This window comes from Pseudonocardia ailaonensis (assembly GCF_039531635.1).
Taxonomy (GTDB): Bacteria; Actinomycetota; Actinomycetes; order Mycobacteriales; family Pseudonocardiaceae; genus Pseudonocardia; species Pseudonocardia ailaonensis.
In genome coordinates this window covers 119,884-145,966 of sequence record NZ_BAAAQK010000023.1, presented here as the reverse complement: position 1 = coordinate 145,966, position 26,083 = coordinate 119,884, and the positions used below count along the sequence as shown (strand labels likewise).

Below are 26,083 nucleotides of genomic sequence, written 5' to 3'. Positions count from 1 at the left end.
GCGGGCCCGCACCACGGGTCATCTCACACTGCGCTCGGGGACCGCCCCCGCCGGCGCGCCCGCCACGGCCCGGGACGCGGCCAGACCCCAGATCGCCAGCGCCGCGACCGTGAGCACCTCGGTGAGCGCGAGGCCGCGTTCGACGAGGCCGAGCGGGATCGTCTGCCACCAGGAGCGGCCGGTCACCGGGCGCAGCGCGAATCCCGCCACGATCGGCAGGAACCAGGCCAGGGACGCGACACCGAGCCACCGTGACCAGGCCGCGTGGGCGCCGCGGTGCCCGCGGGCCGCGACGATCGCGGCGACCGGGAGCACGAGGAACGCGACGAGGCTCGCGTAGCGGTGGATCGAGCCGCCGAGGCTCGGCCCGACCGACCAGTCCGTCTTCTCGAAGACGACGACGGTGGCCAGCCCGAGCGCGGCCACGCCCAGCCCGGTCGCGGCTCCCCACCCCGCGATCCCCGCCCGCGGCAGTGCCGCCGCGACCAGCACGCAGGCCGCCGCGAACGCCAGCACGCCCATGTCGAAGATCGTCCTGTACTCCGGCTGCAGGCCGTACTCGCTGATCGTGCGGCGGACCGGGTCCACATCGGACACGAACAGGGTCAGCCCGAGGATCAGCACCACGGCCAGCGCCAGGCCGGCGAGTGCGGCCGACGACAGGGCGCGGGTGAGGGGCACGGACGTTCCTCCGGGGTCGGGGTTCTCGACCCGGTGAACGCTCAGCCGTCCGCGGGCGTTCCCCTGACTGCGCGAGCCGCCAGTGTGGCCAGGTGGACGGGCTCGCGGGTGCCGGCCTGGCGCAGCTGGGTGCGGCAGGAGAACCCGTCGGCGAGCACCTCGACGTCCGGGGCCGCGGCGCGCACGGCCGGCAGCAGCACCCGCTCGGCGGCGGCCATCGACACGTCGTAGTGGCCCTTCTCGAAGCCGAAGTTGCCCGCGAGCCCGCAGCAGCCCGAGTCGAGGATCTCGGCCTCGACGCCGAGCGCCGCCAGCACGGCCCCGTCGGCGTCCGACCCCAGGTCCGCGTGCTGGTGGCAGTGCAGCTGGACCAGGGCGGTCGTCGGCGGGCCGGCCGGCAGCTCGTCGAGGTGGTCGGCGAGCAGCTCGGCGAAGGTGCGCACGTCCAGGGCCTCGACCAGCGGCTCGTCCGGGAGGAGCTCCCCGGCGTCCGCCCGCAGCGCGGCGGTGCAGGAGGGCTCCAGACCGACGACGGGGACGCCGGCGGTGAGCCACGGCTCGAGGGTGCGCAACGACCGTCGCAGGACCCGGCGGGCCGCGGAGACCTGGCCGGTGGAGGTCCAGGTGAGACCGCAGCAGACCGTCCGCGGCGGGAGCTCGACGGCGTAGCCGAGGTGTTCGAGGACGGCGACGGCGTCCTCGGCGATGGCGGGATCGAAGTGGTTGGTGAAGGTGTCCGGCCAGAGGAGCAGGCGGCCGCGGGAGCCCGGCGCACGCGGACCCGCACGCCGGTCGGGCACCGCTCCCGGGGCCGCCCCCAGGGCCCGGATGCGGGCCGTCGTCGTGAAGGTCTCCGGCGCGATCTCCGGGATCGACCGCTCCGGGGCGATCCCCCCGGCCCGCTTGGCCAGCGCGGCGAGCGGCGTCACCCGGGCCAGGGCGTTGAGCAGCCCGACCGCGCTCGCCGGGAGCTTCCCGACCAGCCGCATCCAGCGCGGCAGCGCGCCCATCGAGTAGTGCGAGCGCGGGCGGAGCTTGTTCTTGTAGCGGTTCGCGAGGAACTCGGTCTTGTACGCCGCCATGTCGACGCCGACCGGGCAGTCGGTCTTGCATCCCTTGCAGGACAGGCAGAGATCGAGCGCCTCGGCCACGTCGTCGTCCTGCCAGCCGCCGGTGACCACCTCGCCGTTGGCCATCTCGAACAGCAGCCGGGCCCGGCCGCGGGTGGAGTGCCGCTCCTCGCCGGTGGCGCGGTAGCTGGGGCACATCACACCGCCGTGCGACGTGACGCACTTCCCGACCCCGAGGCAGCGCCGGGTGGCCCGCGTGAAGGAGCCGCGATCGTGGGTGAAGGCGAGCTGCGGGTCGTCGTGCATCGTGGGCATGCCGACGAAGATCCGCAGGTCCTCGTCCATTCGCGCGGACCGGACGATGCAGCCGGGGTTGCACCGGTCGTCCGGGTCGAAGATCCCCTTGAACTCCTCGAAGGCCGCGATGATGTCCGGCGGGTACATGCGCGGCAACAGTTCCGACCGCGCGCGCCCGTCGCCGTGCTCGCCGGACAGGGAGCCCCCGTGCGCGACGACGGCGTCCGCCGCGTCCTCCATGAACGCCCGGAAGTTCGCGATCCCTTTGTCGCTCAGGAGGTCGAAGTCGATGCGGACGTGGAGGCAGCCGTCGCCGAAGTGTCCGTAGTAGACGCCGCGGCGGCCGTGCCGCTCCAGCACCCGGTCGAACTCGCGCAGGTAGGACCCGAACTTCTCGGGCGGGACGGCGGCGTCCTCCCAGCCGGGCCAGGCCTCGCCGCCGTCCGGGCTGCGGGTCAGGATCCCCGCGCCGTCCTCGCGGATCCGCCACAGCGCCTTCATGCGCGCCGGGTCGTCCTCGACCACGGCCTCGGTCAACCCGTAGGGCCGCATGGCCTTCGCGATCGCCGCGGCGGAGGCGCGGGCCTCGGCGCGGTCCGCACCGCCCGTCTCCACGTAGAGCCAGCCGCCGCCGGGCGGGAGCGCCCTCGACATGGTCTCGACGGGGTTCTGGGCGCGCAGGGCCGCGATGAGGCCGGCATCCATGCCCTCGATCGTCAGCGGCGAGTGCTCGCGGACGACCATCACGTTGTCCGCGGCGACGTAGGCCGACTCGAACCCGAGGACGGCCAGCGCGCGGGCCGGCGGGGACTCGACGAGCCGCATGGTGGCCGCGGTGATCACGCCGAGCGTGCCCTCGGAGCCGACGATCGCCTTGGCGAGGGCCCCCGGCCCACCCGGCCCACCCAGCTGGTCGAGGTTGTAGCCGGACACACGGCGGGTGAGATCGGGGAAGGCCTCGGCGACGCGTGATCCGATCCGGTCGTGCAGCGCCGCAAGCTTTTCCGGGATCTCGCCGGTGGGGGCGGCGGTGTCCAGTCTGGATCCGCGGTAGGTGAGCAGCTCGAGGCTCTCGGTGTTGTCGACGGTCTTGCCCCACGCCACGGAGTGCGAGCCGCACGCGTTGTTGCCGACCATCCCGCCGATCGTGCAGCGGTTGTGGGTGCTCGGGTCGGGGCCGAAGGTGAGGCCGTGGGGGGCCGCGGCGTCGCGGAGCTGGTCGCAGATCACGCCCGGCTGCACCCGTGCACTTCGCGCGTCCGGGTCGATCGAGAGGATCGCGTTCATGTGCCGGGTGAAGTCGAGGATCACCGCGGTGTTCACGGCCTGGCCCGCGATCGACGTCCCGGCGCCGCGGGGCAGCACGGGGACCTGGTGCTCCCGACACACGGCCAGGGCGGCCTCGACGTCGGCGTCGTCACGCGGGGAGACCACGCCGATGGGCACCTTGCGGTAGTTCGAGGCGTCCGCGGACCACATGGCCCGGTGCGCGGGATCGAACCGGACCTCGCCGCCGACCACGCGGGCCAGGTCGGCGGCCAGCGCGGCGGAGGGGTCGGTGAGGGGGTCGAGCGCAGTCACGATGTCAGTCTGACCTCCGGGCCGCGGGACGCTCGCGCGCCCCGAGCGGCAGTGCTGCCCTCCTGCGGAGCAGGGGGGTGGACGGCCCCCGGATGTCAGTCGCCCTTCGGGGCCGGCGGGGCCGCGGGGGCGGCGTGGCCATGACCGTGGCCATGTCCGTGGCCGTGCGCGCGGGCGCCGGGGACGGGTGGGGTGCCGGAGAGCGGGATGTCGCCCGCCCGCAGCGGGACCTCGTGGTAGCGGCCCTCGTGGGCCAGGATCGGCCGCTGGTCCCCCGCGATCTCCGGGTACTTCTCCTCCAGCTTCTGCCGGGCGTCCCAGTCCCGGCGGGCGCGGTCGACGTACTCCGCGTTGCCGTCGTACACGCCCTTCCAGGTCTGCGGCATCTCGTCCCGGGACAGGCCGGGACTGGCCTGGCCGCCGAGCGAGAAGCGGGCCGGGACCTTCGCGGTCTCGCCGCCGCACGAGGGGCACGCGGGGGTGGTCGTGGCCGTCATGGACGTCAGGTGCTCGAACCGCACGCCGCACCCGCAGCGGAAGACGTAGATCGGCATGGGCCCTCCGGGCCTCGTGAGTGGCAATAGTCGCTCTGGCGACTATTGCCACTCACAGGGGCTTCACCAGTTCTGGACGGAGCGGGTCAGGATCGAGGCGATGTCGTCCTCGGTGGGGGTCTTCGGGCAGGTGGCCAGGAGGCGTTGTTGCTTCATGGTGCCGGGGACCAGGTCGGGGACGTCCGCCTCGGTGTAGCCGACGCCGCCGATCCCGTTGGGGATGCCGATGTCCTGCATGAGCCGGGTGAGGACGGACGGGAGCTGCTCGCGGGGGTCGTTGTGCCTGTCCGCGCGCGGGTCCATCAGCTCGGCGGCGCGCAGGTGCCGCTCGGGAGCCGACTCGAAGGAGAAGCGGAACGCCTCGGGCGCCGTCAGGGAGACGGACTGGCCGTGCGGGACCATCGGCTCGTCGGGCGGGTAGCCCTCCGGGACGTAGTCCTTGACCATGCCGGCGATCGGGTACGCGTTGGCGTGCGGGATGTGCACGCCGGAGTTGCCGAAGCCCATGCCGGCGAAGGTCGCGGCCATCATCATGTTCGAGCGGGCCTCGATGTCCTCGTGACCCCGCTCGACGGCCGTGCGGAAGCTCTGGGCCAGCAACGACATCGCCTTCTCGCACCACAGGTCCGACACCGGGTTCGAGCCGCAGTACGTCACCCGCTCCTCGGGCTTCTTGCGGTCGAACGTGGTGTACCAGCGCGCGGTGTAGCTCTCCACGGCGTGGCAGGTGATGTCCATGCCCGCCGCCGCCGTGACCTCGGGCGGGAGCGTCATGGTCAGCAGGGGGTCGATCACCGCGAGGGTCGGGCGCAGGCGCCAGTGGCTGATGCCCGTCTTGACCTTCATCGACAGGATGTCGAGGACGCACATGGCGGTGGACTCGGAGCCCGTGCCCGCCGTCGTCGGTACCGCGATCAGGGGCTTGAGCGCACCGGGTGGGACCTTGGCGTTGCCGATCGGCTTGTTGATGTAGTCCATCAGCGTGCCGGGGTGGCTGGTCAGCAGGTTGATCGCCTTGGCGGTGTCGATGGCCGAGCCACCGCCGACGGCCACGAACCCGTCCCACGGGCCCTGCACGCGGGCGTACTCCGCCGCCTTGTCCATGGACTCGTCCGTGGGCTCGACGTGCACGCCGTCGAACACCTCGGAGTCGATGTCGTAGCGCTTGAGGGTGTCCGCGAGGCGCTGCGGCGCACCGAGGGCGTTGACCCCGGGGTCCGTGACGATCAGGACCCGCTTCGCGCCGTAGGCGGTGAGCTCGAAGCCGATCTCGTCGATGGCCCCGGCGCCGAACTTCAGCGGCGGCGCGCCCCAGGTGAAGATCGTCTCCTCGGTCAGCTCGGGGACCTCGAATGTGCTGGTCACGTGTACGACCCCTCCGGTGCCGTCCGCAGCTCGTGGATCTGGTTCGCGTCGTGCCCGAAGATCATCTGGGCGCCGGTGCGCTCCTGGATGCCGCGCAGCTTCTCCACCGAGGAGAACCACTGCTCCAGGTTGTTGACGATCGCGGCGGGCGCCGCGGGCGGGCCGTAGCTGTCGCCCATGTAGACGGCGTCCGAGGTGAAGATCATCGGCCCCGAGTCGGGCAGGTCGACCTGCATGGACATGCAGCCGATGGTGTGGCCCGGCGTCTGGATCAGGGACACGCCCGGCAGGAAGTTCTCGACGTCGCCGCTGACCGTCTCCCAGTCGAGCCCCTCGTAGTCCGCCTTGAGGTGGGCCCCGTTGAAGTCGCCGTCGAAGTTGAGGGCGAACTCCTTCTCCTTGTCCGAGCACACCATCTTCGCGTTGGTGTTCTTGAACATCTGGGCGTTGCCGGCGTGGTCGAAGTGCAGGTGGGAGAGCACGACGTAGTCGATCTCGTCGAGGCCTACGCCGATCTGGTTGAGCCGGGCGTCGAGGTACTCGTCCGGACCGGCCTTATCGTAGGGGAAGAAGTTCTGCAGGCCGGTGGGCTCCCAGCGCTGCTCCCAGTCCGCCGGGCACGAGGTGTCCCACAGCAGCTTGCCCTCGTCCGTCTCGACGAGGACGCAGTGCGTCGGCACGTCCACCCAGTCGGTCGGGGCGTTCTTCTCCTGGCGGGGCTTGATGCTGACGCCGGGCTTGAGCAGCAGCCAGGTGAGGTCGGCGGTCATCGCTCCGCACGGGATGACGGTGAGCTTGGTGGCGGTGGCCATCGTGGTCCCTTCAGCGCTGGAGGGGGTGCACCCTGCGGACCGACCGTGGCATGTGGCATGCCACTCGTCAACGCGGGGCGCCTGGCCGAGGGGTCAGGGTCCGCACGTCCAGTCGAGGTCGAGATCGAGCGGGATCTCCCCCGCGTCGGGATATCCCTTCGCCTCCTGGGCGATCAGGAGCTCGGCGGTGTGCCGGATGTGGGCACGCATGGCGTCGGCGGCGCCGTGGGAGTCCCCGGACTCGACCAGGTCCAGGATCAGGCGGTGCTCGGCCACGATCTCGTCGAGGCTGCGGGACTCGCGCGCCGTCGAGACGCCCCTGCGCAGCACCATGTCCCGTAGGCCGTCGACGTGGGCGGCCAGCCGGGCGTTGCCGGAGGCCTCGAGCAGCGAGCGGTGGAAGCGGCGGTCGTGCTCGAACATCGTGAAGTCGTCGTCCGCCTTCGCGGCCTTCTCCATGGCGGCGAAGGCGCGCCGGACCTCGCGGCGGGTGGAGTCGTCGAGACGGGTGACGGCGCGGGCCACCGCGGGCGGTTCGAGGAGCAGCCGCAGCGCGAAGACCTCCTCGAGGTCGTGCAGGCTCGTGAGCAGCACCCGGACGCCCCGGTTGCGCTCGAAGCGCACCATGCCCTGCTGGGCGAGCTTGATCAGCGCCTCGCGGACCGGCGTGCGGGAGACGCCGAGCTGCGCGGCGAGGGTGTGCACCGAGTAGAGCGTGCCGGGGACCAGCTCGCCGCTGATCACCGCCGCCCGCAGCGCCGCCAGCACCTGCGCGTTCACGCCGGCGGTCTCGCGGATCGGCTTCATCGCGGCGTCCCCTCCACCCCGGCGACCGTGGCACCCGTCGGGCGGGCGGGCAACCGCAGCCCCGAGGCGCCCTGCAGCAGCGCCGCACCGACCGCCATGCCGAGCATCGAGAACACCCCGACGGGCCAGTAGATGTGGGCGTACAGGAAGGGGACCGACGCCGCGACGAGGACGACCCCGCCGGGCAGTGCGCGGATGCCGTGCCGGCGCAGCACGACCAGCGCGGTCGCGACGGCGGCGGCGAGGTAGGCCCAGGAGCCGACGTCGCCCAGGGCGTTGCCGATCCGCAGCATCGCGAGCGCGGCGGGGCTCCCCTCGGGCTGCAGCTCGACCGCCCGGCCGGCGGCGATCCCGGCCAGCACGTCGAGGCCGGTGTAGAAGGTCGCGTAGACGTAGGCCCCGACCCGGGCGACCCAGGCGACGGGATCGTGCCGGCCGCGCACCAGCCACACCAGGACCAGGCCCAGCAGCGGGAACACCGGCACCAGGGCCACGTGCATGGTCCACCACATGTGCGCGGTGGACGGGTCGAGCACCTGCGGATGGGTGGTGCCGACGATCCCGAGTGCCACCCCCGGCACCGCGACCAGGCCGATCGCCAGCATCTCGCGTGCCTGCATCCCGGCTCCCCCCTGCGGCCGACCCGACCGTACGCCGGATCGACGGGGGTGTGGTCACGCAGGGTGCATCAGGCGCTTGGTAACGTCACCCGGCGCAGGTCCAGCAGCGAGGCCCGCGGTCCCTTGCAGACCGAGACCGCTGGACTGGTGTGTAGATGCCCGACGACCTCGATCCGTCACGCCCGGACGAGGCCCTCCTCGAACGCGTCGCGCAGCTGGAGACGGCCCTGCGCAGCCGCCCCGTGATCGAGCAGGCCAAGGGCATGTTGATGCTCATCCACGGCTGTGACGACGACGGCGCGTTCCGGATGCTGATCGCCGCCTCGCAGTCGACCAACCGCAAGCTGCGGGATGTCGCCGTCGAGCTCGTGGCCCATCTGCCGAAGGGGACCGCCCCGCCCGCGGACATCGGTGCGGCGATCGAGACGGAGGCGAGCCGACTCGTCAACTCCGAGGCGGGCCGACTCGTCGCGCCCGAGGCGAGCGGCTCGCCGGCGGGCGGTTCCACGGTGCCGCGGCGGGGCGGGCCGGGCGGGTTATAGATTCCGGTCGTGAGCAGCCCGGCCGACCTCGTGTCCGAGACCTTCGATCCCGCGGCCTGGGCGGTGGTGCCCGGGTTCGACTTCACCGACATCACCTACCACCGGGCCGTCGACTGCGGAGTCGTGCGGATCGCGTTCGCCCGCCCCGAGGTGCGCAACGCCTTCCGCCCCCACACCGTCGACGAGCTCTACCGGGCCCTGGAGCACGCCCGCACCAGCTCCGACGTCGGCTGCGTGCTGCTGACCGGCAACGGACCCTCACCCAAGGACGGCGGCTGGGCGTTCTGCTCCGGCGGCGACCAGCGGATCCGGGGGCGCACCGGCTACCAGTACGCCTCCGGCGACACCGCCGACAGCGTCGAACCCGGACGCGCCGGGCGCCTGCACATCCTCGAATGCCAACGACTCATCCGGTTCATGCCCAAAATCGTCATCGCCGTCGTCAACGGATGGGCCGCCGGCGGCGGACACTCCCTACACGCCGTCGCCGACCTCACCCTCGCCAGCGCCGAGCACGCCCGCTTCAAACAGACCGACGCCGACGTCGGCTCCTTCGACGGCGGCTACGGCTCCGCCTACCTCGCCCGCCAGGTCGGCCAGAAGTTCGCCCGCGAGATCTTCTTCCTCGGCCGCACCTACACCGCCGAACAGATGCACAACATGGGCGCCGTCAACGCCGTCATCCCCCACGCGGAGCTGGAAACCGAAGCACTGCAGTGGGGCCGGGAGATCCTCGGCAAGTCCCCCCAGGCCCAACGCATGCTCAAGTACTCCTTCAACCTCATCGACGACGGCCTCGTCGGACAACAGCTGTTCGCGGGCGAAGCCACCCGACTGGCCTACATGACCGACGAAGCCGTCGAAGGACGCGACTCGTTCCTCGAGAAGCGCGAACCGGACTGGTCCCCTTACCCCTGGCACTACTAGGGTGATCGGCATGACTGCCGGGTCGGCCTCGCGCCGTGCACAGATCGGTTTCCCGGCTCAGTCGTGATCACGAGGCGGGCCAGGGGCCCGCCACCTCCACTGCGACGTCGATCGACACAGCAGTGGAGGGAGGTGAATTCATGAGTGAGCACAGCGAGATCACGCCGGCGCCGGCGTGGCAGGAGTTCCTGACGCAGCTGGCGGGCGCGGCCCCCATCGAGGGGACCGTCGTGTCCGTGCTGCCGTTCGGGGCCTTCGTGCGCCTGCACGACGGCGCGTCCGGCGGCGTGGACGGGCTGCTGCACGTGTCCGAGTGGCGGGGCGGCGAGCCGCAGGTCGGCGGCACCGTGTCGGTGCGCGTCCTGCAGCTGGACCTGGAGCAGCGGCGGGTCAGCCTGACGGCCGTGTAGCGCGGTGTGGTCCGGGGGTGGCGGCACCACCCCCGGACCACGTCCGGGAGCGTAGGCGAGACTGGGCCGCATGCGTGAGCTGCGTGCGGTGCCCGTCGACGGCTCCCCGGACTCGGTCGAGGACCTGACGGAGGCGTTGCGGGCCGCGCTCGACGGCAGCGGGCCCGCGGTCGTGCCGGGGACGGACGTCCCGCCGGCGGCCGAGGTGCCGGCGGAGGTCGCCGTCGTCATCTCGACGTCGGGGTCCACCGGCCGGCCCAAGCACGTGATGCTCACCGCCGCGGCGCTCGCCGCGTCCGCCCGCGCCACCGAGGCCCGGCTCGGCGGCCCCGCCCGCTGGGTCCTCGCGCTGCCCGCCGCCCACGTCGCGGGGGTGCAGGTGATCCTGCGCGCGTTGCTGGCCGGCGCGCAGCCGGTGGTGCAGGACGTCCGGGAGGGGTTCCGGCCCGCCGGGTTCGCCCGGGCCACGGGGCGGCTGCCGCACGGCGCCCGCCGCTACGTCTCCCTCGTCCCGACGCAGCTCGGCCGGATCCTCGACGACCACTCCGCCGGGATGTACGCCCTGGCCGGGTACGACGCCGTCCTCATCGGCGGGGCGGCCCTCGCCCCTGCCCTGCGCACGCGGGCCGAGGACGCCGGGATCCGGGTCGTCACGACCTACGGGATGAGCGAGACCTGCGGCGGGTGCGTGTACGACGGCGTGCCGCTCGACGGCGTCGGCGTGCACCTCGACGGGGGCCGGCTCGCCCTGTCCGGGCCGATGCTCGCCTCCGGCTACCTCGATGACCCGGCGCTGACCGCGGCGGCGTTCGCCGGGGGGCGGTTCGTGACCGGGGACCTGGGCCGCTGGGACGGCGAGCGGCTCACGGTCCTCGGCCGCGCGGACGACGTGATCGTCACCGGCGGGGAGAAGGTCGCCCCCGCCGCCGTGGAGCGGGTGCTCGCGGGGCAGCCCGGGGTGGCCGCGGTGTGCGTGGTCGGGGTGCCCGATCCCGAATGGGGGCAGGCCGTGGTGGCCGCCGTCGTCCCCTCGGGTGCCGGGCCGGATCCCGATTCCCTGCGCACGGCCGTCCGCGAGGCCGAGGGGCGGGCCGCCGTCCCCCGGCGGGTGGCCCTGGTGCCCGAGCTCCCGCTGCGGGGAGTGGGGAAACCGGACCGGGAGGCCGTCGCGGCGCTGTTCACGACACCTGTCGAGTGAGGCACCCCCCGAACCGGTGACGGATCGTGACACCCCATGGGGTCGCTCACTCTCCGTTGATTGACGGTTACGGCTTCATCCGATCTGCTGCGTCCCGTACGACACATCCTCACCTGTCGTCACAGGAACCACACCGATCGGGGGCGCACATGCGGACGAGGTGGCGCGCGGTGCTGCTGATGGGAACGGCGGCACTGCTGGTGGTCGGCGGCGTCGCACCGGCGCAGGCGGCAGAGCGGGCGGCGCAGCCCGAGGGCACCACGTGGACGGCCGACCTGGGCGCCGGCGAGGCCTCCGGCGTCACGACGTCCGGCGGGACCGTCGGGCTCCAGGGCGCCGGGGCGTACTCCGCGCCGCGGGAGGGCGGCATGACCGAGGGCGGGGCCGAACCCGCCGGCGCGGTGCCGACCGGCCTGCTCACCCTCGCCCCGCAGAACCTCGCGGTCCCGACGAGCCGCGTGAGCTCGGCCGTGGACGGCGACCTGCCGCCCGGCACCAGCGCCTCGGTCGACGTGCGCGGGATGCGCGCCAACGGCTCGTGGACCGAGTGGATCCCCGCGGCCCCCACCGACCCGCGCACCGGTTCGGTGACGCTGCCCGAGGCCACCCGCGAGGTGCAGGGCCGGCTGGTGCTCACCGGGACCGGCACGGTGGCGCCGACGGTGCGGTCCGTGCAGCTCACGGCGGCCCCGTACCGGGGCACCGAGGGCGGCGCCGACCTCGGTGAGGCGCTCCCGTTCAGCGCCAACGTCTTCGCCACCCGGGAGGGCCTGGTCGGCGGCACGACGTCGAACGGGCACGTGATCACCGACCGGGACCACTTCGTCGCGCTCCCCTCGCGGCGCGCGCTGTCCCCGCGCGACACCAGCGACTACTCGGTGCGGGTCTGCGCACCGAACGGGAAGTGCGCGATCGCGCCGGTGTGGGACGTCGGCCCCTGGAACACCCGCGACGACTACTGGAACCCCGGCCCGCAGCGCCAGAACTGGGGCGACCTGCCGCAAGGCGTCCCGCAGGCGCAGGCCGCGTTCCGCAACGGCTACAACGGCGGCAACGACCAGTTCGGCCGCAAGCTCGTGAACCCCGCCGGCATCGACCTCGCCGACGGCGTGTTCTGGGACGCGCTGGGGCTCAAGGACAACTCGCAGGTGCAGGTCGACTACCTGTGGACCGGCTCGCTCACCCTCTCCGAGGTCGTGACGCAGGGCACGCTGGGGATCGCGAACATCCGGTCGGCGCCCTCGATGGACGCGCCCATCGTGGGCGTGGCCGCCAACAGCTCGAAGGTGCCGGTGCAGTGCCGCTCGGGCAGCTGGCTGCAGATCGGCGACAAGCAGTTCATGCGGGGCGCCGTGCTGCCGAAGGCGACGAACGTCGCGGCCTGCCCGGCTCCGTAGCCGGAGCCGCGCGCAGTAGATTCGACCCGTGGCCACGCTCGCTCAGTGGGTCGAGGGTGCGCGGTTGCGGACCCTGCCGACCGCCGTCTCCCCCGTCCTGGTCGGCACCGGTGCCGCCCTCGGTTCCGGCACCGTCGCGGTCGGCCGGGCGGTGCTCGCCCTGGTCGTCTCGCTCGCGCTGGTCATCGGCGTGAACTACGCCAACGACTACTCCGACGGCATCCGCGGCACGGACGACGAGCGCGTCGGGCCGCTGCGGCTGGTGGGCTCGAAGGCGGCCAGCCCGCACGCCGTGCGCAACGCGGCGTTGGTCAGCTTCGCGATCGCCATGCTCGCCGGGCTCACGCTCGTGTCGCTGTCGCGGCAGTGGTGGCTGATCGCCGTCGGCGCGGTGTGCGTGGCCGGCGCCTGGTTCTACACCGGCGGCAAGCGACCCTACGGCTACGCGGGGCTCGGCGAGGTCGCCGTCTTCGTGTTCTTCGGGCCGGTCGGGGTGCTCGGCACGGTGCTGACGCAGAGCGGCGCGATCGGGCCGCTCGCGGTCGTCGCCGCGGTCGGGGTGGGCCTGCTGACCTGCGGCGTGCTCGTCGCCAACAACCTGCGGGACATCGCAGGCGACGAGGTCTCGGGCAAGCGGACCCTCGCGGTGGCCCTGGGCGACCGGGACACCCGGCGGCTCTACACGGCGACGGCGCTGGTCCCGTTCCTGCTGACGATCGGGATGGGGATCCGCTCCTGGCCCGTGCTGCTGGGCCTGCTGGCCCTGCCGCTGGCGATCACCCCGGTGCGCCTCGTGCTGGGCGGGGCGGACGGGCGCAAGCTGATCCGGGTCCTGCAGCAGACCAGCGTCGCGCTGCTGGGCTGGTCAGCGCTCACCGGGGTCGGGCTGGGCCTCGGCCTGGTCCTCTGACGGGCCCTCGTCGCCCCTGAGCTTGGCGCGCAGCGCGTCCCGCTGGGCGCCGCGGCGCCTGCCGCTCTCCTCGAGGGCGGCGTCCAGGCGGGCCCGCAGGCCCCGGAACACGACCATGGACAGCGGCAGCGCGACCACCAGGCCGAGGAGGATCGAGAGCAGCACGGGCACGCCCGTGAGGGACAGCAGGGCCGCGAGGAGCGCGACCAGGGCCACCCGGGCGAGGCCGTAGAGCGCGATCGTGGCGGCGAGACCCGGGGCCGTGCGGTCCGGGCCGCGGTCGGTGCCGGGGGTCGCGCCGTGGGTGTCGTTGCCCGTCGCCATGCCCGCGAGGGTACGGGGCGGGGACGCCGGACCGTTCGCCGCTCCCACCTCGCCGACAGCCGTCGGCTTGACCTTCCACACCGCCGCGTCACCTCCGCGATGGCACGGTGGAGATGCGGGGCCGCTCGTCCGACATGCCCTCAGATGCCGCTCAGGGCCTGCTCAGGTGCCTCTCAGGGTCCCGCTCCACGCCTGACCGGAGCGTCCCTTCTCGTCCGCTTTGCCCTTTAAGAGCCCTTTACCTCCGCCCAACCGTTCGAGTACCCGGGGTCCTCGGTGTCACGATGGCCCGGTAATCGACGATGCGAATACGTGCGGAGGAACTGGATGTCTGCTCCGACCCAGAACGCGACCGAGCGCCTGCTCACCCCCGGCGAGGTGGCGACCCTGTTCCGCGTCGACCCCAAGACCGTGACCCGGTGGGCCTCGGCCGGACGGATCGGCTCGATCCGGACCCCTGGTGGCCACAGGCGGTTCCGGGAGTCCGAGGTGCGCGGCATGCTCGCGGACCTCACGAGTGAGGCCACCATCGGGACCCACCACCACTGAGCCCCGCTCAGGGTTCCGCTGCGGAGCGGATCCGGGCCGGCCTCCCGCCCACCCGGATCCGCCCGCCGGCCCGTCCCCCGGTCCGGCGCTTTACCGCGGCATTGCCCGCGACACCGGTACGCTCGCGGGCATGCTGTACCTCATCGCGTTCGCGGGCGCGGCCGTCATCGCGTTCCTGCTCTGGAAGGCGATGACCGGCGACCACGCCGACGTCCCCCGGGGCACCTCCGAGCCGCGCTCGGCAGGCACCCCCCGCCGTCCCCGGCCCACCGGCCCGGACGACGATCCGGACTTCCTCCGGAACCTCGACGAGACGCTGCGGCGCAAGGACGACCCGCCGTCCTCGGACGACTGAGCGCCCCGGCTCGAGAGGAATCCCAGCCACGTCCCGGACCCCTCCGGACGTGGCTGACGTTCGTCTCGGTCAGCTGGGGAAGCCGTCCGCGACCGACGCCGCCAGCTCGAGCAGGGCGATCCGGGTCGGCTGGGTGAGGCGGTCCAGGTCCACCTCGGCGCCCTCCTCGAGATGCGCGTCGAACGGGATCCGGATGACCGCGCGGCAGCGGCCCGCGAAGTGCTGCTCGACCCGGTCCAGGTCCACCGCGCCGGCCTGCCGGTGCACGCTGTTGATCACGACGACGGCGTTGCGCACCAGGTCGCCGCGCTCGTGCGCCTCGAGCCAGTCCATCGTCGCCGAGGCGCTGCGGGCTCCGTCGATGGAGCCGGACGACACGATGATCAGCTGGTCCGCCACGCCCAGCACCCCGTACATCGCGGAGTGCATGAGCCCGGTCCCGCAGTCCGTGAGCACGATGTTGTAGAAGTGCTCGAGCAGCGTGACCGTGCGCCGGTAGTCATCCTCGCTGAACGCCTCCGACACGGCCGGGTCCTGCTCGCTGGCCAGCACCTCCAGCCGCGAGGGGGCCTGCGAGGTGTAGGCGCGGACGTCGGTGTAGCGGCGGACGCGCTGGGAGTCCCGCAGCAGGTGCCGCACGGTCGCGCTGGTCTCCAGCGGGACCTTCTGGCTCAGGGTGCCGCGGTCCGGGTTCGCGTCGACCGCGACGACCCGGTCCCCGCGCAGCGAGGCGAACGTCGCGCCGAGGGTGGCGGTGATCGTGGTCTTGCCCACGCCGCCCTTCAGGCTGAGCGTGGCGATCTTGTGGCAGCCGATGAGGGCCTGGTTCACCCGGACCGTGAGCTCGCGCTCGTGGATGTCCTGGGGGCTCTCGCCAGGGTTGATGGTGCGGCCGGAGAGCAGGTACAGGAAGCGCCGCCAGCCGGTGCGCGGGGTGCGCCGCTTGCTGGGCTTCAGCAGGCGGGCGGTGGAGAGGTCCGCGGGGGCCTCGCGCTCGTCCGAGCGGGCGCGCTGGGCCTCCTGGGCCGCGACCGCGCCGGGATCGGTCCAGCGGCCGACGTCCCGCATCGGCGGGCGGGCGTGGGCACCCGAGGGCGGGGTCGCGACGTCGTCCCTGGCGGGCTCGGGATGGCGCGGGGGGTCGGGCTGGTCGACGCGAGTGCGGCGGGGCTCGGGACGGTTCCACGGCTCCGGGCGCGGGGCCGGGGCGGGCGCGGGATCGGTCGAGCGCCACTGACCGGGGGCGTCCTGCGTGGGCGCGCCGTTCTGGTGCCCGTTGACGCCGTTGGTGGGGCGGGGGGCGCCGTTCGGGACGGGGCCCTGCTGCGGGGCGGGCTCGGCCGGTGGGGCGGCCTCGGGGCCGGGCGCCGGCGGCGGGGTGACCGGGGGGCCGCCGTCGAACCAGCTCTGGTCCGCGGGCGGCTCCGCCTGGGCCGGCACCTCCGGGTGCCGCCCGCCCCGCTCCTCGAACGGGTCGTCCAGCTCGCCCTCGAGCTCGAGCAGGTCCGAGCCCCAGCCGCGGTCCTCGGGCACCACGCCCCAGGTCTCGTCCCGGCGCGCGCCGATACCCGGCTGCTCCGGTGCCTGCGGGGGCTGCTCGGTCGGCTCCTCACGCCGCTCGCGGGACGGCTGCGCGGCCGCCGCCCACCGCTCCCGGACGTAACGGCCCACGGAACCGTCGGGGTACTCGTCGGGACCGGTCTCACTCACGGTTGCCGACGGTAGTCGCGCATATCGCTCCGGTCGAGGTGATGCGCGACGGGTCCCCCGACAGCCCTACCCGAGGCCCGCGTACGAGTGGAGCCCCGCGATCACCATGTTCACGAAGAACAGGTTGAAGATGACCGCCGCGAACCCGACGATGTTGATCCACGCGGCGCCGACCGTCCGCCATCCGGCGGTCGCCCGGGCGTGGAGGTAGGCGGCGTAGACCACCCAGGCGACGAACGCGACCGTCTCCTTGGGGTCCCAGCCCCAGAAGCGGCCCCAGGCGGCCTCGGCCCAGATCGCGCCGCAGATGACGGCGAACGTGTACATCGGGAAGCCGACGATCGTCACCCGGTAGGCGAGCCGGTCGAGCGACTCCGCGGACGGCAGCTTCGCGACGAACCCGGCCGGCTTCCCGGACCGCTTCATGAGGTACAGGATGCTGGCGACGCCGGGGACGATGAACAGGCCCGTGGCCAGCGAGACGGTCGTCACGTGGATGACGAGCCAGTAGGACCGCAGCGCCGGCACCACCGGGGCGGCCTGCGCGTAGAGCACGGTCCCGGCCAGCACCATCAGCGTGAGCACCGGGGCGAGCAGGAACACGCCCAGCTTGCGCAGCCCGGGCATCTTCGGCGCGGTGCGCTGCAGCACGATCAGCCAGGCGGCCATCGCGGCGAAGCAGATCGCCGAGGTGAACTCGTACATGTTGCCGAGCGGCCAGCGCTCGGCGGCCAGCCCGCGCAGGACGATCGAGCCCAGGTGCAGGACGACCGCGAGGATCGTCAGCGAGACGGCCATCCGGCCGAACCGCTCGCTGCGCGCCCGGGACGGCGTGCGGGAGCCCGGGGCGGGGATCTCGTCCGCGAGGGCGCCGGTGGCGGACGTGCCGGTGGGCGGGGTCTCGACCGCGGTGCTCACGGTGGAGGGGGACACGGCCTCCGCCGCACTCGACCCGGCGGCCTCCACGGCCGACAACGAACCCTCGGACGGCACCGAGCGCTCGGCCGACGAGCTCTCGGCCGACGCGAGGTCCGCCGCGGTCGCCGCCCGGACCCGCGTCCGCGAGGACACGTACTCCACGGCGTAGAACGCCATGGCGATCACGTACACCGTGAGCGCGCCCTTGAACAGCAGGTCGCTGTACCCGGACAGCACTGGATCGACCGGCATCAGTCTTCCCCGTCCCTCGTCGAGCCCGAACGTGCAGGGCTGGTGGCACCGAGGAGCGCCGCCTGCAGGCGGTCGAACTCCTCCCCGTACCCGGCCTGGTCCGTGCGGGCGAGACCGCCCAGCTCCAGTCTGCTGCGCCCGTCACCGGCCGGTGTGACGCGCACCCAGAACCGCCGCCTCTTGATCGAGAGCGACAGCCCCAGGCCCAGCAGGAGCAGCACGGCGAACACCAGCACCGTCTCCTGGCCGGGATCGTGGCTGACCTGCAGGGCCACCCACTGGTCGACGGCGTCGAAGTGGATCTTCGTGCCGTCGTCGAGCGTGATCTCGTCGCCCGGGGCCATGTTCTCCCGGGCGACGCGGACCAGCTGGCCGGAGTCGACCTTCGACTGGTCGATCGAGAAGATCGACTGGCCGCGGCCGTCGTCCAGGCCGAGGTCGCCGCGCATCACGTCGATGGCGGCCTCGGGGTTCAGCAGGTCCGGGAAGGTCGAGGTGACGACGCTCCCGCCGGAGCTCGTCGGCGCGAGCAGCCCGGTGACCGCGATCGAGCTGCGCTGGCGGGTGGCGTCGTCCGCGATGCCCGGGCGCTCGAACTTCGTGGCGCCCTGCGACAGGTAGGTCTGGGTGTCGACCGGCTGCCACTGGATCTCGCCGGTGCGCTGCGTACCGTCCGGCCAGGTCACCGTGAACTTCGGGGCGTAGCCGTGGTTGAGCAGGTAGACCCGGGCCCCGTCGATCCGCAGCGGATGGTTCACCGACAGCGAGTCCGGCGTCCAGGAGCCGGTGTTCCCGGCCTCGACGGCGGCCTGGTCCTGGTAGCCGAGCGCGGCGGTGTACTGCTCGGGCTGGCCGTTGGGCAGGTACTCGGCGGTGAACGAGTCGACCTTGATGCAGAAGGGCGCCAGCTGCGTGCCGTCGACCCGGAGGCCGGGACGGAACGAGTCGTAGCCCAGGATCGAGGTGTTGCAGAACTGGCTGCCGTTGGCCAGCACGATGACCTGACCCTCGTACCCGAACAGCTTGCCCACGGCGATCCCGATCAGCAGCCCGACCAGGCTCATGTGGAAGATCAGGTTCCCGGTGTCGCGCAGGTAGCCCTTCTCCGCGGAGACGGTCGAGTCGGTGGCGGTGCTCCGCCAGCCCTTGAGCAGGGTGCGGGCGCGGCCGAGGATCTCCTCCGGGGTGCCGTCGACCTCGGCCTCGGCGTGGTGCGGCATCCGGGAGAGGTTGCGCGGGGTGGCGACCGGGCGCTGGCGCGTGGCGCGCAGGTACTCGAGCGAGCGCGGGGTGAGGCAGCCGACGAGCGAGATCATCAGCAGCAGGTAGATCGCCGCGAACCACGGCGTCGCGAAGATGTCGAACGCACCGACCTTGTCGAGCAGCGGCGCGAGCCTCGGGTAGTCCGCGAAGTACTGGTCGACCAGGCGCTGGTTGAGCGAGCGCTGGGGCAGCAGAGCGCCGGGCAGCGAGGCCAGGGCCAGCAGGAACAGCAGCACCAGGGCGGTGCGCATGCTCGTCAGCCCGCGCCAGGTGTTGCGCAGGAACGCCAGCAGCGGAGGGCGCCGGGGCGGCTGCTCCGGCCGGGCGGCCTGCGGGGGCGAGGTCGTGGTGGTCACAGCGCCGGGGTGAATCCGGAGACGAGGACCTGCAGGTGCGCGAGCAGGGTGCCCCACACGCCGCTGACCAGCAGCGCGCCGACGGCGACCATCAGCACTCCCCCGCCGATCTGGATGGCGCGGGTGTGGCGGCGCAGCCAGCCGAGCGCGCGCACGGCCCGGGACGCGCCCAGCGCGATGACGACGAACGGCAGCCCGAGGCCCGCGCAGTAGGCGATCGTGAGGACCACCCCGCGCAGCGAACCCCCGCCCGTCCCCGCGGCGACGGCGACCACGCCGGCCAGCGTCGGGCCGATGCAGGGCACCCAGCCCAGGCCGAAGACGGCGCCGAGCAGCGGCGCGCCCCACAGGCCGAGCCGCGGCACCCAGTGCACGCGCCGCTCGTTCTGCAGCACGGGGATGAGCCCGACGAACGCCAGCCCCATCACGATCATGACGATCCCGCCGGCCCGCTGGAGCACCTGCTCGTTGCGGACCAGCACGTCCGCCAGCCACACGACGCCGACCAGGATCGCCCCGAACACCACGGTGAACCCGGCGACGAACAGCAGCGCCGCCCCGGCGACCCGGTAGCGGCCGCGGCGGTGCTCCCGGGCCTCGTCGGAGGTGACGGGCGGAGCGTCGGCGCCCACGAGGCCCGCCAGGTAGGCGAGGTAGCCGGGGACGAGCGGGACCACACAGGGGGACGCGAAGCTCACGGCACCCGCGAGCACGGCGACGACCGCTGCGACGAGCAGCGGGCCGCTCACCGCCAGGGTGGTAGACGCGTCCATCACCTGACAGGGTAAGCGCCGCCAACCCGCAGCTCACAGCGGGGTTCTACAAGCGGTAGTGGAACCCGCCCACCCCTTGCGTTATGGAACCATAACGCGCTCAGGAGGCGTCTGAAACGACGTTATGGTTCCATAATGCGCTACTCGGCGGCGATGCGGTTGACCGTCGCCAACAGGTCGCTCGGGCGGATGCTCGTGAGGTACACCGCCGCGACCCGGTGCTGGCGGTCGAGGACCAGGGTGCTCGGCACGACGTTGCGGGGATAGCCCGAGAGCGCGGCGAGGGTGCGGCCGGGCGGGTCGTAGATCGAGTCGTAGGTCAGCTTCCGGTCCCGGACGAAGTCCTCGGCCGAGGAGCGGTCGAAGTCCCGGACGTCGATCCCCAGCAGGCCGACGCCGCGCGCCTGCGTCTGCTGCAGCACGAACTCCAGGTCCGGCGCCTCGGTGCGACACGGCCCGCACCACGAACCCCAGATGTTGACGACGACGACCTGGCCGGCCAGGTCCTGCAGCCCGACCTGCGTCCCGTCGTGGAGCAGGGAATCGCCGGAGAGCTCGGGGATCTTCCCGCGGGTCTGCGGCGGGTCGTACAGGATCGTGCTCTGCCCGCCCGGCGCGACGAACGTGAACTCCTGCGAGTTGCCGGCGGCCACGGCGTCCTTGCTGGTGGAGCAGCCGGCGAGCAGGAGCAGAGCACCCAGCAGCAGCGGGAGGAGCCGTCTCATGCGCCGGTGACCGTCGGGTCGCTCGCGCCTGCCGGCTCCCGGTAGGTCAGCCCCGTGACCGTCGTCCCGGTGAACTCGACGCTGGTCAGCGAGGCGAGCGCACACTGCCGCGACCGCGGGTCGTGCCACAGCCGCTGGCCGAGCAGGTAGCGGCGCAGCGTCCAGATCGGCAGCTGGTGCGACACGCACACGGCCTCGTGGCCCTCGGCGAGCAGCCGGGCGCGGTGCACCGCCCCGAGCATCCGCTGCGCGATCTTCAGGTACGGCTCCCCCCAGGACGGCGTGAACGGGTCCCGCATGAGCGCCCAGTTCGCGGGCCGCCTCAGCGCGCCGTCGCCGACGCCGAACTTCGTGCCCTCGAACAGGTTCCCGGACTCGATCAGCCCGTCCTCGGTGACGATCTCCAGCCCGTGCTTCTGCGCGATCGGCGCTGCGGTCTCCTGCGCGCGCTGCAGCGGGGACGCGACGACGGCGGTGATGTCGTTGTCCGCGAGGTACTCGGCGACGACCTCGGCCTGCGCCCGCCCCTCGTCCGCCAGGTGGTAGCCGGGGATCCGGCCGTAGAGGATGCCCTCGGGATTGTGGACCTTGCCGTGGCGCAGCACGTGGACGACGGTCCTCGGCCCGGTGACCTGCGGAGACGTGCGATCGGGGCTCACGGCGCCTCCGCGGTGGCGAGTACGTCGGCGCGCATCTCAGGGAGCCGTCGCTGCGGCGGCCGCGCGGGCCGCGTCCGGCAGCGCCTTCTCGATCACGGCGAAGGCGTCGTCGTCGAGCGCGGTGGAGACGAACCAGGCCTCGAAGGCGCTCGGCGGGCCGTACACCCCGGCGCGGAGCAGGGCGTGGAAGAAGGGCGGGAAGCGCCAGGTCTGGGCGGCCTTCGCGCCCTCGTAGTCGACCACCTCGTCCTCGGTGAAGAAGACCGAGAACATGCTCCCCGCCGTCTGCACCCGATGAGGGACACCCGCTTCGGACAGCGCCTCGCCGAACAAGCCGACCAGCCGGGCGGCGTTGGCGTTCAGGGTCTCGTAGACCGCGGCGTCGGCGAGGCGCAGCGTGGCGAGGCCGGCGGCGACGGCGACGGGGTTCCCCGAGAGCGTCCCCGCCTGGTAGACGGGGCCGGCGGGGGCCAGGTACGACATGAGCGCGGCGGGCCCGCCGAAGGCCGCGGCGGGCAGCCCGCCGGACATCACCTTGCCGAAGGTGTAGAGGTCGCCGGCCACACCGTCGAGCCCGAACCAGCCGGCCTCCGAGACCCGGAAACCGGTCATGACCTCGTCCATCACCAGCAGGGCGCGGTGCTCGCGGGTGATCTCGCGCAGCCCGGCGTTGAAGCCCGGCCGCGGCGCGACCGCGCCCATGTTCCCGGCCGCCGCCTCAGTGATCACACAGGCGATCTCGGCGCCGCGCTCGGCGAACACCGCGCGGACGGCCTCGAGATCGTTGTAGGGCAGCACCACCGTGTCCTGCGCCTGCGCGCCGGTCACGCCGGGGCTGGTCGGCAGGCCGAGGGTCGCGACGCCGGACCCGGCCTGGGCCAGCAGCGCGTCGACGTGGCCGTGGTAGCAACCGGCGAACTTCACGACGACCGGGCGGCCGGTGATCCCGCGCGCCAGCCGGATCGCGCTCATCGTGGCCTCGGTACCGGAGTTGACCAGCCGGACCTGCTCCACGGGGGCGACCCGGCGGATGATCTCCTCGGCCAGCTCGATCTCGGCCGGGGTGGGCGCGCCGAACGACAGTCCCTGCGTGGCCGCGGAGCGCACCGCGTCGACGACGGCCGGGTGCGCGTGGCCGAGGATCATCGGGCCCCAGGAGGAGACCAGGTCGACGTAGGCGTTGCCGTCGGCGTCCGTCAGCCGCGAGCCCGCGGCGGAGACCATGAAACGCGGGGTGCCGCCGACCGCGCTGAACGCGCGGACCGGGGAGTTGACCCCGCCCGGGATGACCCCCGAGGCTCTCTCGAACAGGGCCTTGCTGATCGGCACGGACTCGCTGGAGCTCACGGCCCCATCCTGACCCAGCGGCGCGGGACCGCGCCGCCGGGGGTCACCGTCTCGAGGCGAACCAGCGCGCCGACGGGCGCACGAACATCAGCACGACACCCAGCACGGACAGCACCACCGGGGCCAGGACCAGCGCCGACGCCACCCCGGCGCCCGCGATGTTGAGCAGCAGGAACACCGCGAAGATCACGGTGAGCACGGTGCTCGCGATCCGGGCCCAGTTGCGCCCGCCGAAGGCCAGCGCGGCGAACAGGATGTAGACCAGCGCGAGCACCGCGACCAGCGCGACGATCAACCGCACGGCCTGCAGGAACTGGTCGAACGTCACGTTGTACTGCGTGAGCAGTGCGTCGAGCCCCAGCTCCGTGGGGAACTGGCTCTGCGTGATCGGCACGAACAGGCCGAGCACGCCGAACACCAGGAACGGCAGGGCACTGAGCACCAGCAGGATCAGCGCGCCGACCATCGCACCGGGACGCGGGACGACCTCGGGCTCGGGATCGAACGCTCCGGGCGACGGCTGCTGGCCGTACGGGCTGTACGCGTAGGGCTGGGGCTGCTGATACCCGTACGGGTTGCCGGACGAACCGGACCCGTACGGGTTCTGCGGGTACTGCGCGTACTGCCCGCTCGACGGTCCACCGGAGTACGGGTCGTACCTCGGCTGGTCGGACGGATCGGACGGGGTGCTCACGACAGCAATGGTAGGCCGGTCGCGCTCAGCGCCGGTTGTGGATGTCCTCGGACATACGGACGACGGCGTAGTAGAACTCCAGCGTCACCCGGATGAGGATCAGGTAGATCAGCCCGAGCAGCGCGCCACCGATGAGGAACGCGACGCCGATGCCGACCCCCTGCGAGAACCCGCTGATCACGGCCACGATGTAGCCGAGGCCGAGCGCGATCGTCGCCAGGATGTACAGCACCTTGATCACGACGGGCGTCGCGAACGAGTTGAAGTTGAAGTCGAACAGCGCGCCGAAGAAGCCGCTGGCCGAGGGGGTACCACCGGGGCCGTCGAAGCCACCGGGCCCACCCGGGCCGCCGTAGCCGGGGGGCGGCGGGTTGCCGCCCGGTCCCTGCGGTCCCCAGCCGGCGGGCGGCTGCTGGCCGTAGCCGCCGGGGTAGGGCGGCTGCTGGCCGCCGCCCTGCCAGCCCTGCTGGCCGCTGTCGCCGGACGACGGGTCGTAGCTCATCTGCGCAACTCTCCCTTGATCAAGGTGCGCGCAGCATAGCGGTACGAACCGGGCCATCCGGGGTGACACCCGGTGAACAATCACCCGAACGGGTCGTCTGCTCCGGCTGCGCCGCCCGAGGCCGCCTAACGGTCCAGCAGACCTGCTGCCTCGGTGGCCCAATAGGTGAGCACGACGTCCGCGCCCGCCCGCCGGATGCTCGTCAGCGTCTCGAGGATCGTCCGCTCGCGCTCGAGCCAGCCCTGCAGCGCCGCGGCCTCGACCATCGCGTACTCCCCCGACACCTGGTAGGCCGCCACCGGCACGTCCGCCGAGTCCGCGACGGTCCGCAGCACGTCCAGGTAGGGCAGGGCCGGCTTGACCATCACCATGTCGGCGCCCTCCTCCAGGTCGAGCGCGAGCTCACGCAGCGCCTCGCGGAGGTTGCCGCCGTCCTGCTGGTAGGTCTTGCGGTCGCCCTTCAGCTGCGAGTCGACGGCCTCACGGAAGGGCCCGTAGAAGGCCGAGGCGTACTTCGCGGTGTAGGCGAGGATGCCGGTGTCGACGAAGCCCGCCTCGTCGAGCGCCTCGCGGATCACGCCGACCTGGCCGTCCATCATCCCGCTGGGGCCGACCACGTGGGCGCCCGCCTCGGCCTGCGCGACGCCCATGCGCGCGTAGATCTCCAGGGTGGCGTCGTTGTCCACGCGGCCCTGCTCGTCGAGCACGCCGCAGTGGCCGTGGTCGGTGAACTCGTCGAGGCACAGGTCCGACATGAGGACGGCGGCGTCGCCGATCTCGGCGCGGACGTCGCGGAGCGCGACGTTGAGGATCCCCTCGGGATCGGTGGCCCCGGAGCCGACCGCGTCGTGGCGCTCGGGGACGCCGAAGAGCATCAACCCGCCCACGCCGGCCGCCACGGCCTCCGCGGCCGCCTTGCGCAGGGAGTCGCGGGTGTGCTGGACCACGCCCGGCATGGACCCCACCGCAACGGGCTCGGCGGCCCCCTCCTTGACGAACATCGGCAGCACCAGCTGTCGGGGCCGCACCTCGGTCTCGGCCACCAGCCGCCGCAGGGCGGGGGTGGAGCGCAACCGCCGGGGACGCTGCGTGGGGAAGCCCATGGGGCCAGCGTACGACCGCCCCGTCGAGGAGCGAACGGCACTCTCGCTCGGGTCGATGAGCGAACGGCACTTTCGCTCACACCTACTGAGCGAGCGGCCCGTTCGCTCATTTCCCTCGGGCGTCCGGGCGCACCACTCGTCCGGCCCCGCCTCTGGTGAGCGAGCGGCACTCTCGCTCCCTAGGTATGAGCGACGGGGCCGCTCGCTCATGGTCCGGGGGTCGGTGACGGAGGGTGGTCGGGGATGCGGCATCCTGCGCGCGTGACCAAACCGGGACGTAGTGTCATCGCCCTTCTTCTCGATCGATCCAGCGCGCTCGCGCCGCTCCGCGACGAGATCCGCGCCGGCGTCTCCGCGCTGCTCGCCGACCAGGCCGCCCGCACCGGCGACGTCGAGGTGTACGCCGCGACCACCGGCCGCAAGGCGGGCAAGCTCGGCGGCGGGATCCCCGCGGCCGACGCCTCGGTGCCGGCCCTGCGCGGCCGCGGCACCGCCGCCGTCCGGGACTCCCTGGGCGCCCTGGTCACCGCCCTGGGCGGGAACCTCGCCGGGATGCCCGAGCAGGAGCGTCCCGAGCGGGTCTTCCTCCTGGTCGTGACGGGCGGGGCGGACGAGGGCAGCGCCACCTGGGGCCCCGACGAGCTGCGCGACCTGGTCGCCACGCAGGAGCGCGACTACGCCTGGGAGGTGCTCACGGTCACCGTCGCCGAGCACGCCGGGCTGGCGCCGTGGGGCGAGGGGCACCGCTCGATCGGCGCCGTCCCGACCGCGGAGGGTGTGCGTTTCGCGCTCGCCGCCGCGTCCGAGTACCTGGGCCGCGCCCGCGAGGTGGGCCCGTGGCAGCCCGTCCCCGGCTTCTCGCAGGAGCAGCGCTGCGCCGCCTACCCGCCGAGCTACCACCTCGACGAGCAGAACCGCACCGACGAGACGGGCGCCGAGACCACCCAGGCGATCCCCGTGATCACCGCCGAGCGCCTGGCCGAGGCCGACCGCGCGGACGCGGAGCACCGTCGCCGCTGGTGGCAGCCGTCCTCCTGGAAGCAGAGCCGCAAGCCCGCCAACGCCTGACCCGGTGATCGTTCCGAGCGGTACCGGAGCGCACGCACGCCCGCACTCCCGCACCACTCGGAACGATCACTCGCGCACGATCCGCGCGGGCGCCACACCAGCGCGGGGACGACAGCAACACCGTCACACTCGGAACGATCACGCGAGTGATCCACCCCAACGCAACCACAGCGCGACCCACACCGCCGCAGCGTCACCCCCGCAATGATCACCCGCGCAAGACCCGCGCGAGCGCCACACCAGCGCGGGGACGACAGCAACACCGTCACACTCGGAACGATCACGCGAGTGATCCACCCCAACGCAACCACAGC

27 protein-coding genes are annotated in these 26,083 nt (G+C 73.0%); 9 read left to right on the top strand and 18 right to left on the bottom strand.

Going from position 1 to position 26,083, the window contains the following annotated elements:
- Positions 1-18: 18 nt before the first annotated feature.
- From ABD324_RS28015 to ABD324_RS27985, 7 genes are all read right to left on the bottom strand, one after another.
- Positions 19-681, bottom strand: coding sequence for a DUF998 domain-containing protein (locus ABD324_RS28015; protein WP_344423561.1), 663 nt, complete (start codon positions 679-681; stop codon positions 19-21).
- Between the two features lie 41 nt (positions 682-722).
- Positions 723-3,629: an FAD-binding and (Fe-S)-binding domain-containing protein gene (locus ABD324_RS28010; protein WP_344423558.1), complete on the bottom strand. Its 2,907-nt coding sequence runs from the start codon at positions 3,627-3,629 to the stop codon at positions 723-725.
- Positions 3,630-3,724: 95 nt separating this feature from the next.
- Positions 3,725-4,183: an FmdB family zinc ribbon protein gene (locus ABD324_RS28005; protein ID WP_344423554.1), complete on the bottom strand. Its 459-nt coding sequence runs from the start codon at positions 4,181-4,183 to the stop codon at positions 3,725-3,727.
- A 63-nt stretch (positions 4,184-4,246) separates the two neighbouring features.
- Positions 4,247-5,548 (bottom strand): hydroxyacid-oxoacid transhydrogenase, encoded by a 1,302-nt coding sequence (locus tag ABD324_RS28000; protein ID WP_344423551.1) that lies wholly within the window; start codon positions 5,546-5,548, stop codon positions 4,247-4,249.
- Positions 5,545-6,360 (bottom strand): N-acyl homoserine lactonase family protein, encoded by an 816-nt coding sequence (locus ABD324_RS27995; protein ID WP_344423548.1) that lies wholly within the window; start codon positions 6,358-6,360, stop codon positions 5,545-5,547. The genes ABD324_RS28000 and ABD324_RS27995 overlap by 4 nt, the downstream gene beginning before the upstream one ends.
- Positions 6,361-6,453: 93 nt before the next feature.
- Positions 6,454-7,167 carry a GntR family transcriptional regulator gene (locus ABD324_RS27990; protein ID WP_344423545.1) on the bottom strand — a complete coding sequence of 238 codons (714 nt, stop codon included), beginning with the start codon at positions 7,165-7,167 and terminating at the stop codon, positions 6,454-6,456.
- Positions 7,164-7,787 (bottom strand): hypothetical protein, encoded by a 624-nt coding sequence (locus ABD324_RS27985; RefSeq protein WP_344423543.1) that lies wholly within the window; start codon positions 7,785-7,787, stop codon positions 7,164-7,166. Before ABD324_RS27985 ends, ABD324_RS27990 begins: the two co-directional genes overlap by 4 nt.
- Before the next feature lie 155 nt (positions 7,788-7,942).
- Here ABD324_RS27985 and ABD324_RS27980 point away from each other — a divergent pair, with 155 nt between their 5' ends.
- From ABD324_RS27980 to ABD324_RS27955, 6 genes are all read left to right on the top strand, one after another.
- Complete coding sequence (locus ABD324_RS27980) at positions 7,943-8,329, top strand: ANTAR domain-containing protein (RefSeq protein ID WP_344423540.1); 387 nt, start codon at positions 7,943-7,945, stop codon at positions 8,327-8,329.
- Positions 8,330-8,338: 9 nt separating this feature from the next.
- The gene (locus tag ABD324_RS27975) at positions 8,339-9,256 is read left to right on the top strand and encodes a 1,4-dihydroxy-2-naphthoyl-CoA synthase (protein ID WP_344423537.1); all 918 of its coding nucleotides are present in this window, start codon (positions 8,339-8,341) and stop codon (positions 9,254-9,256) included.
- Between the two features lie 140 nt (positions 9,257-9,396).
- Complete coding sequence (locus ABD324_RS27970) at positions 9,397-9,666, top strand: S1 RNA-binding domain-containing protein (protein WP_344423535.1); 270 nt, start codon at positions 9,397-9,399, stop codon at positions 9,664-9,666.
- A gap of 70 nt (positions 9,667-9,736) precedes the next feature.
- Positions 9,737-10,864, top strand: a complete 1,128-nt coding sequence (gene menE / locus ABD324_RS27965) for an o-succinylbenzoate--CoA ligase (protein ID WP_425565914.1) — start codon at positions 9,737-9,739, stop codon at positions 10,862-10,864.
- Positions 10,865-11,043: 179 nt separating this feature from the next.
- Positions 11,044-12,261 carry an SH3 domain-containing protein gene (locus ABD324_RS27960; RefSeq protein ID WP_425565919.1) on the top strand — a complete coding sequence of 406 codons (1,218 nt, stop codon included), beginning with the start codon at positions 11,044-11,046 and terminating at the stop codon, positions 12,259-12,261.
- Between the two features lie 28 nt (positions 12,262-12,289).
- Positions 12,290-13,171, top strand: coding sequence for a 1,4-dihydroxy-2-naphthoate polyprenyltransferase (locus ABD324_RS27955; protein ID WP_344423530.1), 882 nt, complete (start codon positions 12,290-12,292; stop codon positions 13,169-13,171).
- On the opposite strand, the gene ABD324_RS27950 is transcribed toward ABD324_RS27955, so the two are convergent.
- Positions 13,127-13,495, bottom strand: a complete 369-nt coding sequence (locus ABD324_RS27950; RefSeq protein ID WP_344423527.1) for a DUF4229 domain-containing protein — start codon at positions 13,493-13,495, stop codon at positions 13,127-13,129. The genes ABD324_RS27955 and ABD324_RS27950 overlap by 45 nt on opposite strands.
- Positions 13,496-13,822: 327 nt before the next feature.
- On the opposite strand from ABD324_RS27950, the gene ABD324_RS27945 reads away from it, so the two are divergent.
- Together ABD324_RS27945 and ABD324_RS27940 are read left to right on the top strand one after the other, a co-directional pair.
- A complete protein-coding gene (locus tag ABD324_RS27945) occupies positions 13,823-14,044 on the top strand; it encodes a BldC family transcriptional regulator (RefSeq protein WP_344423525.1) in 222 nt (73 codons plus the stop codon).
- Positions 14,045-14,174: 130 nt separating this feature from the next.
- Positions 14,175-14,399 carry a hypothetical protein gene (locus ABD324_RS27940; protein ID WP_344423523.1) on the top strand — a complete coding sequence of 75 codons (225 nt, stop codon included), beginning with the start codon at positions 14,175-14,177 and terminating at the stop codon, positions 14,397-14,399.
- 69 nt (positions 14,400-14,468) lie between these two features.
- Here ABD324_RS27940 and ABD324_RS27935 read toward each other — a convergent pair whose 3' ends face one another.
- The 10 genes from ABD324_RS27935 to hemB form a co-directional block, all read right to left on the bottom strand.
- Positions 14,469-16,109, bottom strand: a complete 1,641-nt coding sequence (locus tag ABD324_RS27935; protein ID WP_344423521.1) for a MinD/ParA family ATP-binding protein — start codon at positions 16,107-16,109, stop codon at positions 14,469-14,471.
- A gap of 66 nt (positions 16,110-16,175) precedes the next feature.
- Entirely contained in the window at positions 16,176-17,279 is a 1,104-nt protein-coding gene (ccsB, locus tag ABD324_RS27930; protein WP_344423520.1) for a c-type cytochrome biogenesis protein CcsB, read from the bottom strand.
- Positions 17,279-18,898, bottom strand: coding sequence for a cytochrome c biogenesis protein ResB (resB, locus tag ABD324_RS27925; protein ID WP_344423518.1), 1,620 nt, complete (start codon positions 18,896-18,898; stop codon positions 17,279-17,281). The genes ccsB and resB overlap by 1 nt, the downstream gene beginning before the upstream one ends.
- A complete protein-coding gene (locus ABD324_RS27920) occupies positions 18,895-19,671 on the bottom strand; it encodes a cytochrome c biogenesis CcdA family protein (protein WP_344423515.1) in 777 nt (258 codons plus the stop codon). The genes resB and ABD324_RS27920 overlap by 4 nt, the downstream gene beginning before the upstream one ends.
- A gap of 140 nt (positions 19,672-19,811) precedes the next feature.
- A complete protein-coding gene (locus ABD324_RS27915) occupies positions 19,812-20,396 on the bottom strand; it encodes a TlpA disulfide reductase family protein (protein ID WP_344423513.1) in 585 nt (194 codons plus the stop codon).
- Positions 20,393-21,055, bottom strand: a complete 663-nt coding sequence (locus ABD324_RS27910; protein ID WP_344423510.1) for a histidine phosphatase family protein — start codon at positions 21,053-21,055, stop codon at positions 20,393-20,395. Before ABD324_RS27910 ends, ABD324_RS27915 begins: the two co-directional genes overlap by 4 nt.
- Before the next feature lie 36 nt (positions 21,056-21,091).
- A complete protein-coding gene (gene hemL, locus ABD324_RS27905) occupies positions 21,092-22,402 on the bottom strand; it encodes a glutamate-1-semialdehyde 2,1-aminomutase (RefSeq protein WP_344423508.1) in 1,311 nt (436 codons plus the stop codon).
- A gap of 43 nt (positions 22,403-22,445) precedes the next feature.
- The gene (locus tag ABD324_RS27900) at positions 22,446-23,096 is read right to left on the bottom strand and encodes a hypothetical protein (RefSeq protein WP_344423505.1); all 651 of its coding nucleotides are present in this window, start codon (positions 23,094-23,096) and stop codon (positions 22,446-22,448) included.
- A gap of 25 nt (positions 23,097-23,121) precedes the next feature.
- Positions 23,122-23,598 carry a DUF4282 domain-containing protein gene (locus ABD324_RS27895; protein WP_344423503.1) on the bottom strand — a complete coding sequence of 159 codons (477 nt, stop codon included), beginning with the start codon at positions 23,596-23,598 and terminating at the stop codon, positions 23,122-23,124.
- Positions 23,599-23,723: 125 nt separating this feature from the next.
- A complete protein-coding gene (gene hemB / locus ABD324_RS27890; protein ID WP_344423500.1) occupies positions 23,724-24,701 on the bottom strand; it encodes a porphobilinogen synthase in 978 nt (325 codons plus the stop codon).
- Between the two features lie 261 nt (positions 24,702-24,962).
- Between hemB and ABD324_RS27885 the strand changes: the two genes are divergently transcribed.
- Positions 24,963-25,769 carry a hypothetical protein gene (locus ABD324_RS27885; RefSeq protein ID WP_344423497.1) on the top strand — a complete coding sequence of 269 codons (807 nt, stop codon included), beginning with the start codon at positions 24,963-24,965 and terminating at the stop codon, positions 25,767-25,769.
- Positions 25,770-26,083: the final 314 nt, after the last annotated feature.

Excerpts from the sequence above, each read along its gene's own strand:
- ABD324_RS28005 (WP_344423554.1), bottom strand. The coding sequence starts at position 4,183 with ATGCCGATCTACGTCTTCCGCTGCGGGTGCGGCGTGCGGTTCGAGCAC.
- ABD324_RS27980 (WP_344423540.1), top strand. The coding sequence starts at position 7,943 with ATGCCCGACGACCTCGATCCGTCACGCCCGGACGAGGCCCTCCTCGAA.
- ABD324_RS27985 (WP_344423543.1), bottom strand. The coding sequence starts at position 7,787 with ATGCAGGCACGCGAGATGCTGGCGATCGGCCTGGTCGCGGTGCCGGGG.
- ABD324_RS27915 (WP_344423513.1), bottom strand. The coding sequence starts at position 20,396 with ATGAGACGGCTCCTCCCGCTGCTGCTGGGTGCTCTGCTCCTGCTCGCC.
- menE (WP_425565914.1), top strand. The coding sequence starts at position 9,737 with ATGCGTGAGCTGCGTGCGGTGCCCGTCGACGGCTCCCCGGACTCGGTC.
- ABD324_RS27995 (WP_344423548.1), bottom strand. The coding sequence starts at position 6,360 with ATGGCCACCGCCACCAAGCTCACCGTCATCCCGTGCGGAGCGATGACC.
- ABD324_RS27960 (WP_425565919.1), top strand. The coding sequence starts at position 11,044 with ATGGGAACGGCGGCACTGCTGGTGGTCGGCGGCGTCGCACCGGCGCAG.
- ABD324_RS27970 (WP_344423535.1), top strand. The coding sequence starts at position 9,397 with ATGAGTGAGCACAGCGAGATCACGCCGGCGCCGGCGTGGCAGGAGTTC.
- ABD324_RS27950 (WP_344423527.1), bottom strand. The coding sequence starts at position 13,495 with ATGGCGACGGGCAACGACACCCACGGCGCGACCCCCGGCACCGACCGC.
- ccsB (WP_344423520.1), bottom strand. The coding sequence starts at position 17,279 with ATGCCGGTCGATCCAGTGCTGTCCGGGTACAGCGACCTGCTGTTCAAG.
- hemB (WP_344423500.1), bottom strand. The coding sequence starts at position 24,701 with ATGGGCTTCCCCACGCAGCGTCCCCGGCGGTTGCGCTCCACCCCCGCC.
- ABD324_RS27940 (WP_344423523.1), top strand. The coding sequence starts at position 14,175 with ATGCTGTACCTCATCGCGTTCGCGGGCGCGGCCGTCATCGCGTTCCTG.
- ABD324_RS27945 (WP_344423525.1), top strand. The coding sequence starts at position 13,823 with ATGTCTGCTCCGACCCAGAACGCGACCGAGCGCCTGCTCACCCCCGGC.
- ABD324_RS27895 (WP_344423503.1), bottom strand. The coding sequence starts at position 23,598 with ATGAGCTACGACCCGTCGTCCGGCGACAGCGGCCAGCAGGGCTGGCAG.
- ABD324_RS27990 (WP_344423545.1), bottom strand. The coding sequence starts at position 7,167 with ATGAAGCCGATCCGCGAGACCGCCGGCGTGAACGCGCAGGTGCTGGCG.
- ABD324_RS27920 (WP_344423515.1), bottom strand. The coding sequence starts at position 19,671 with ATGGACGCGTCTACCACCCTGGCGGTGAGCGGCCCGCTGCTCGTCGCA.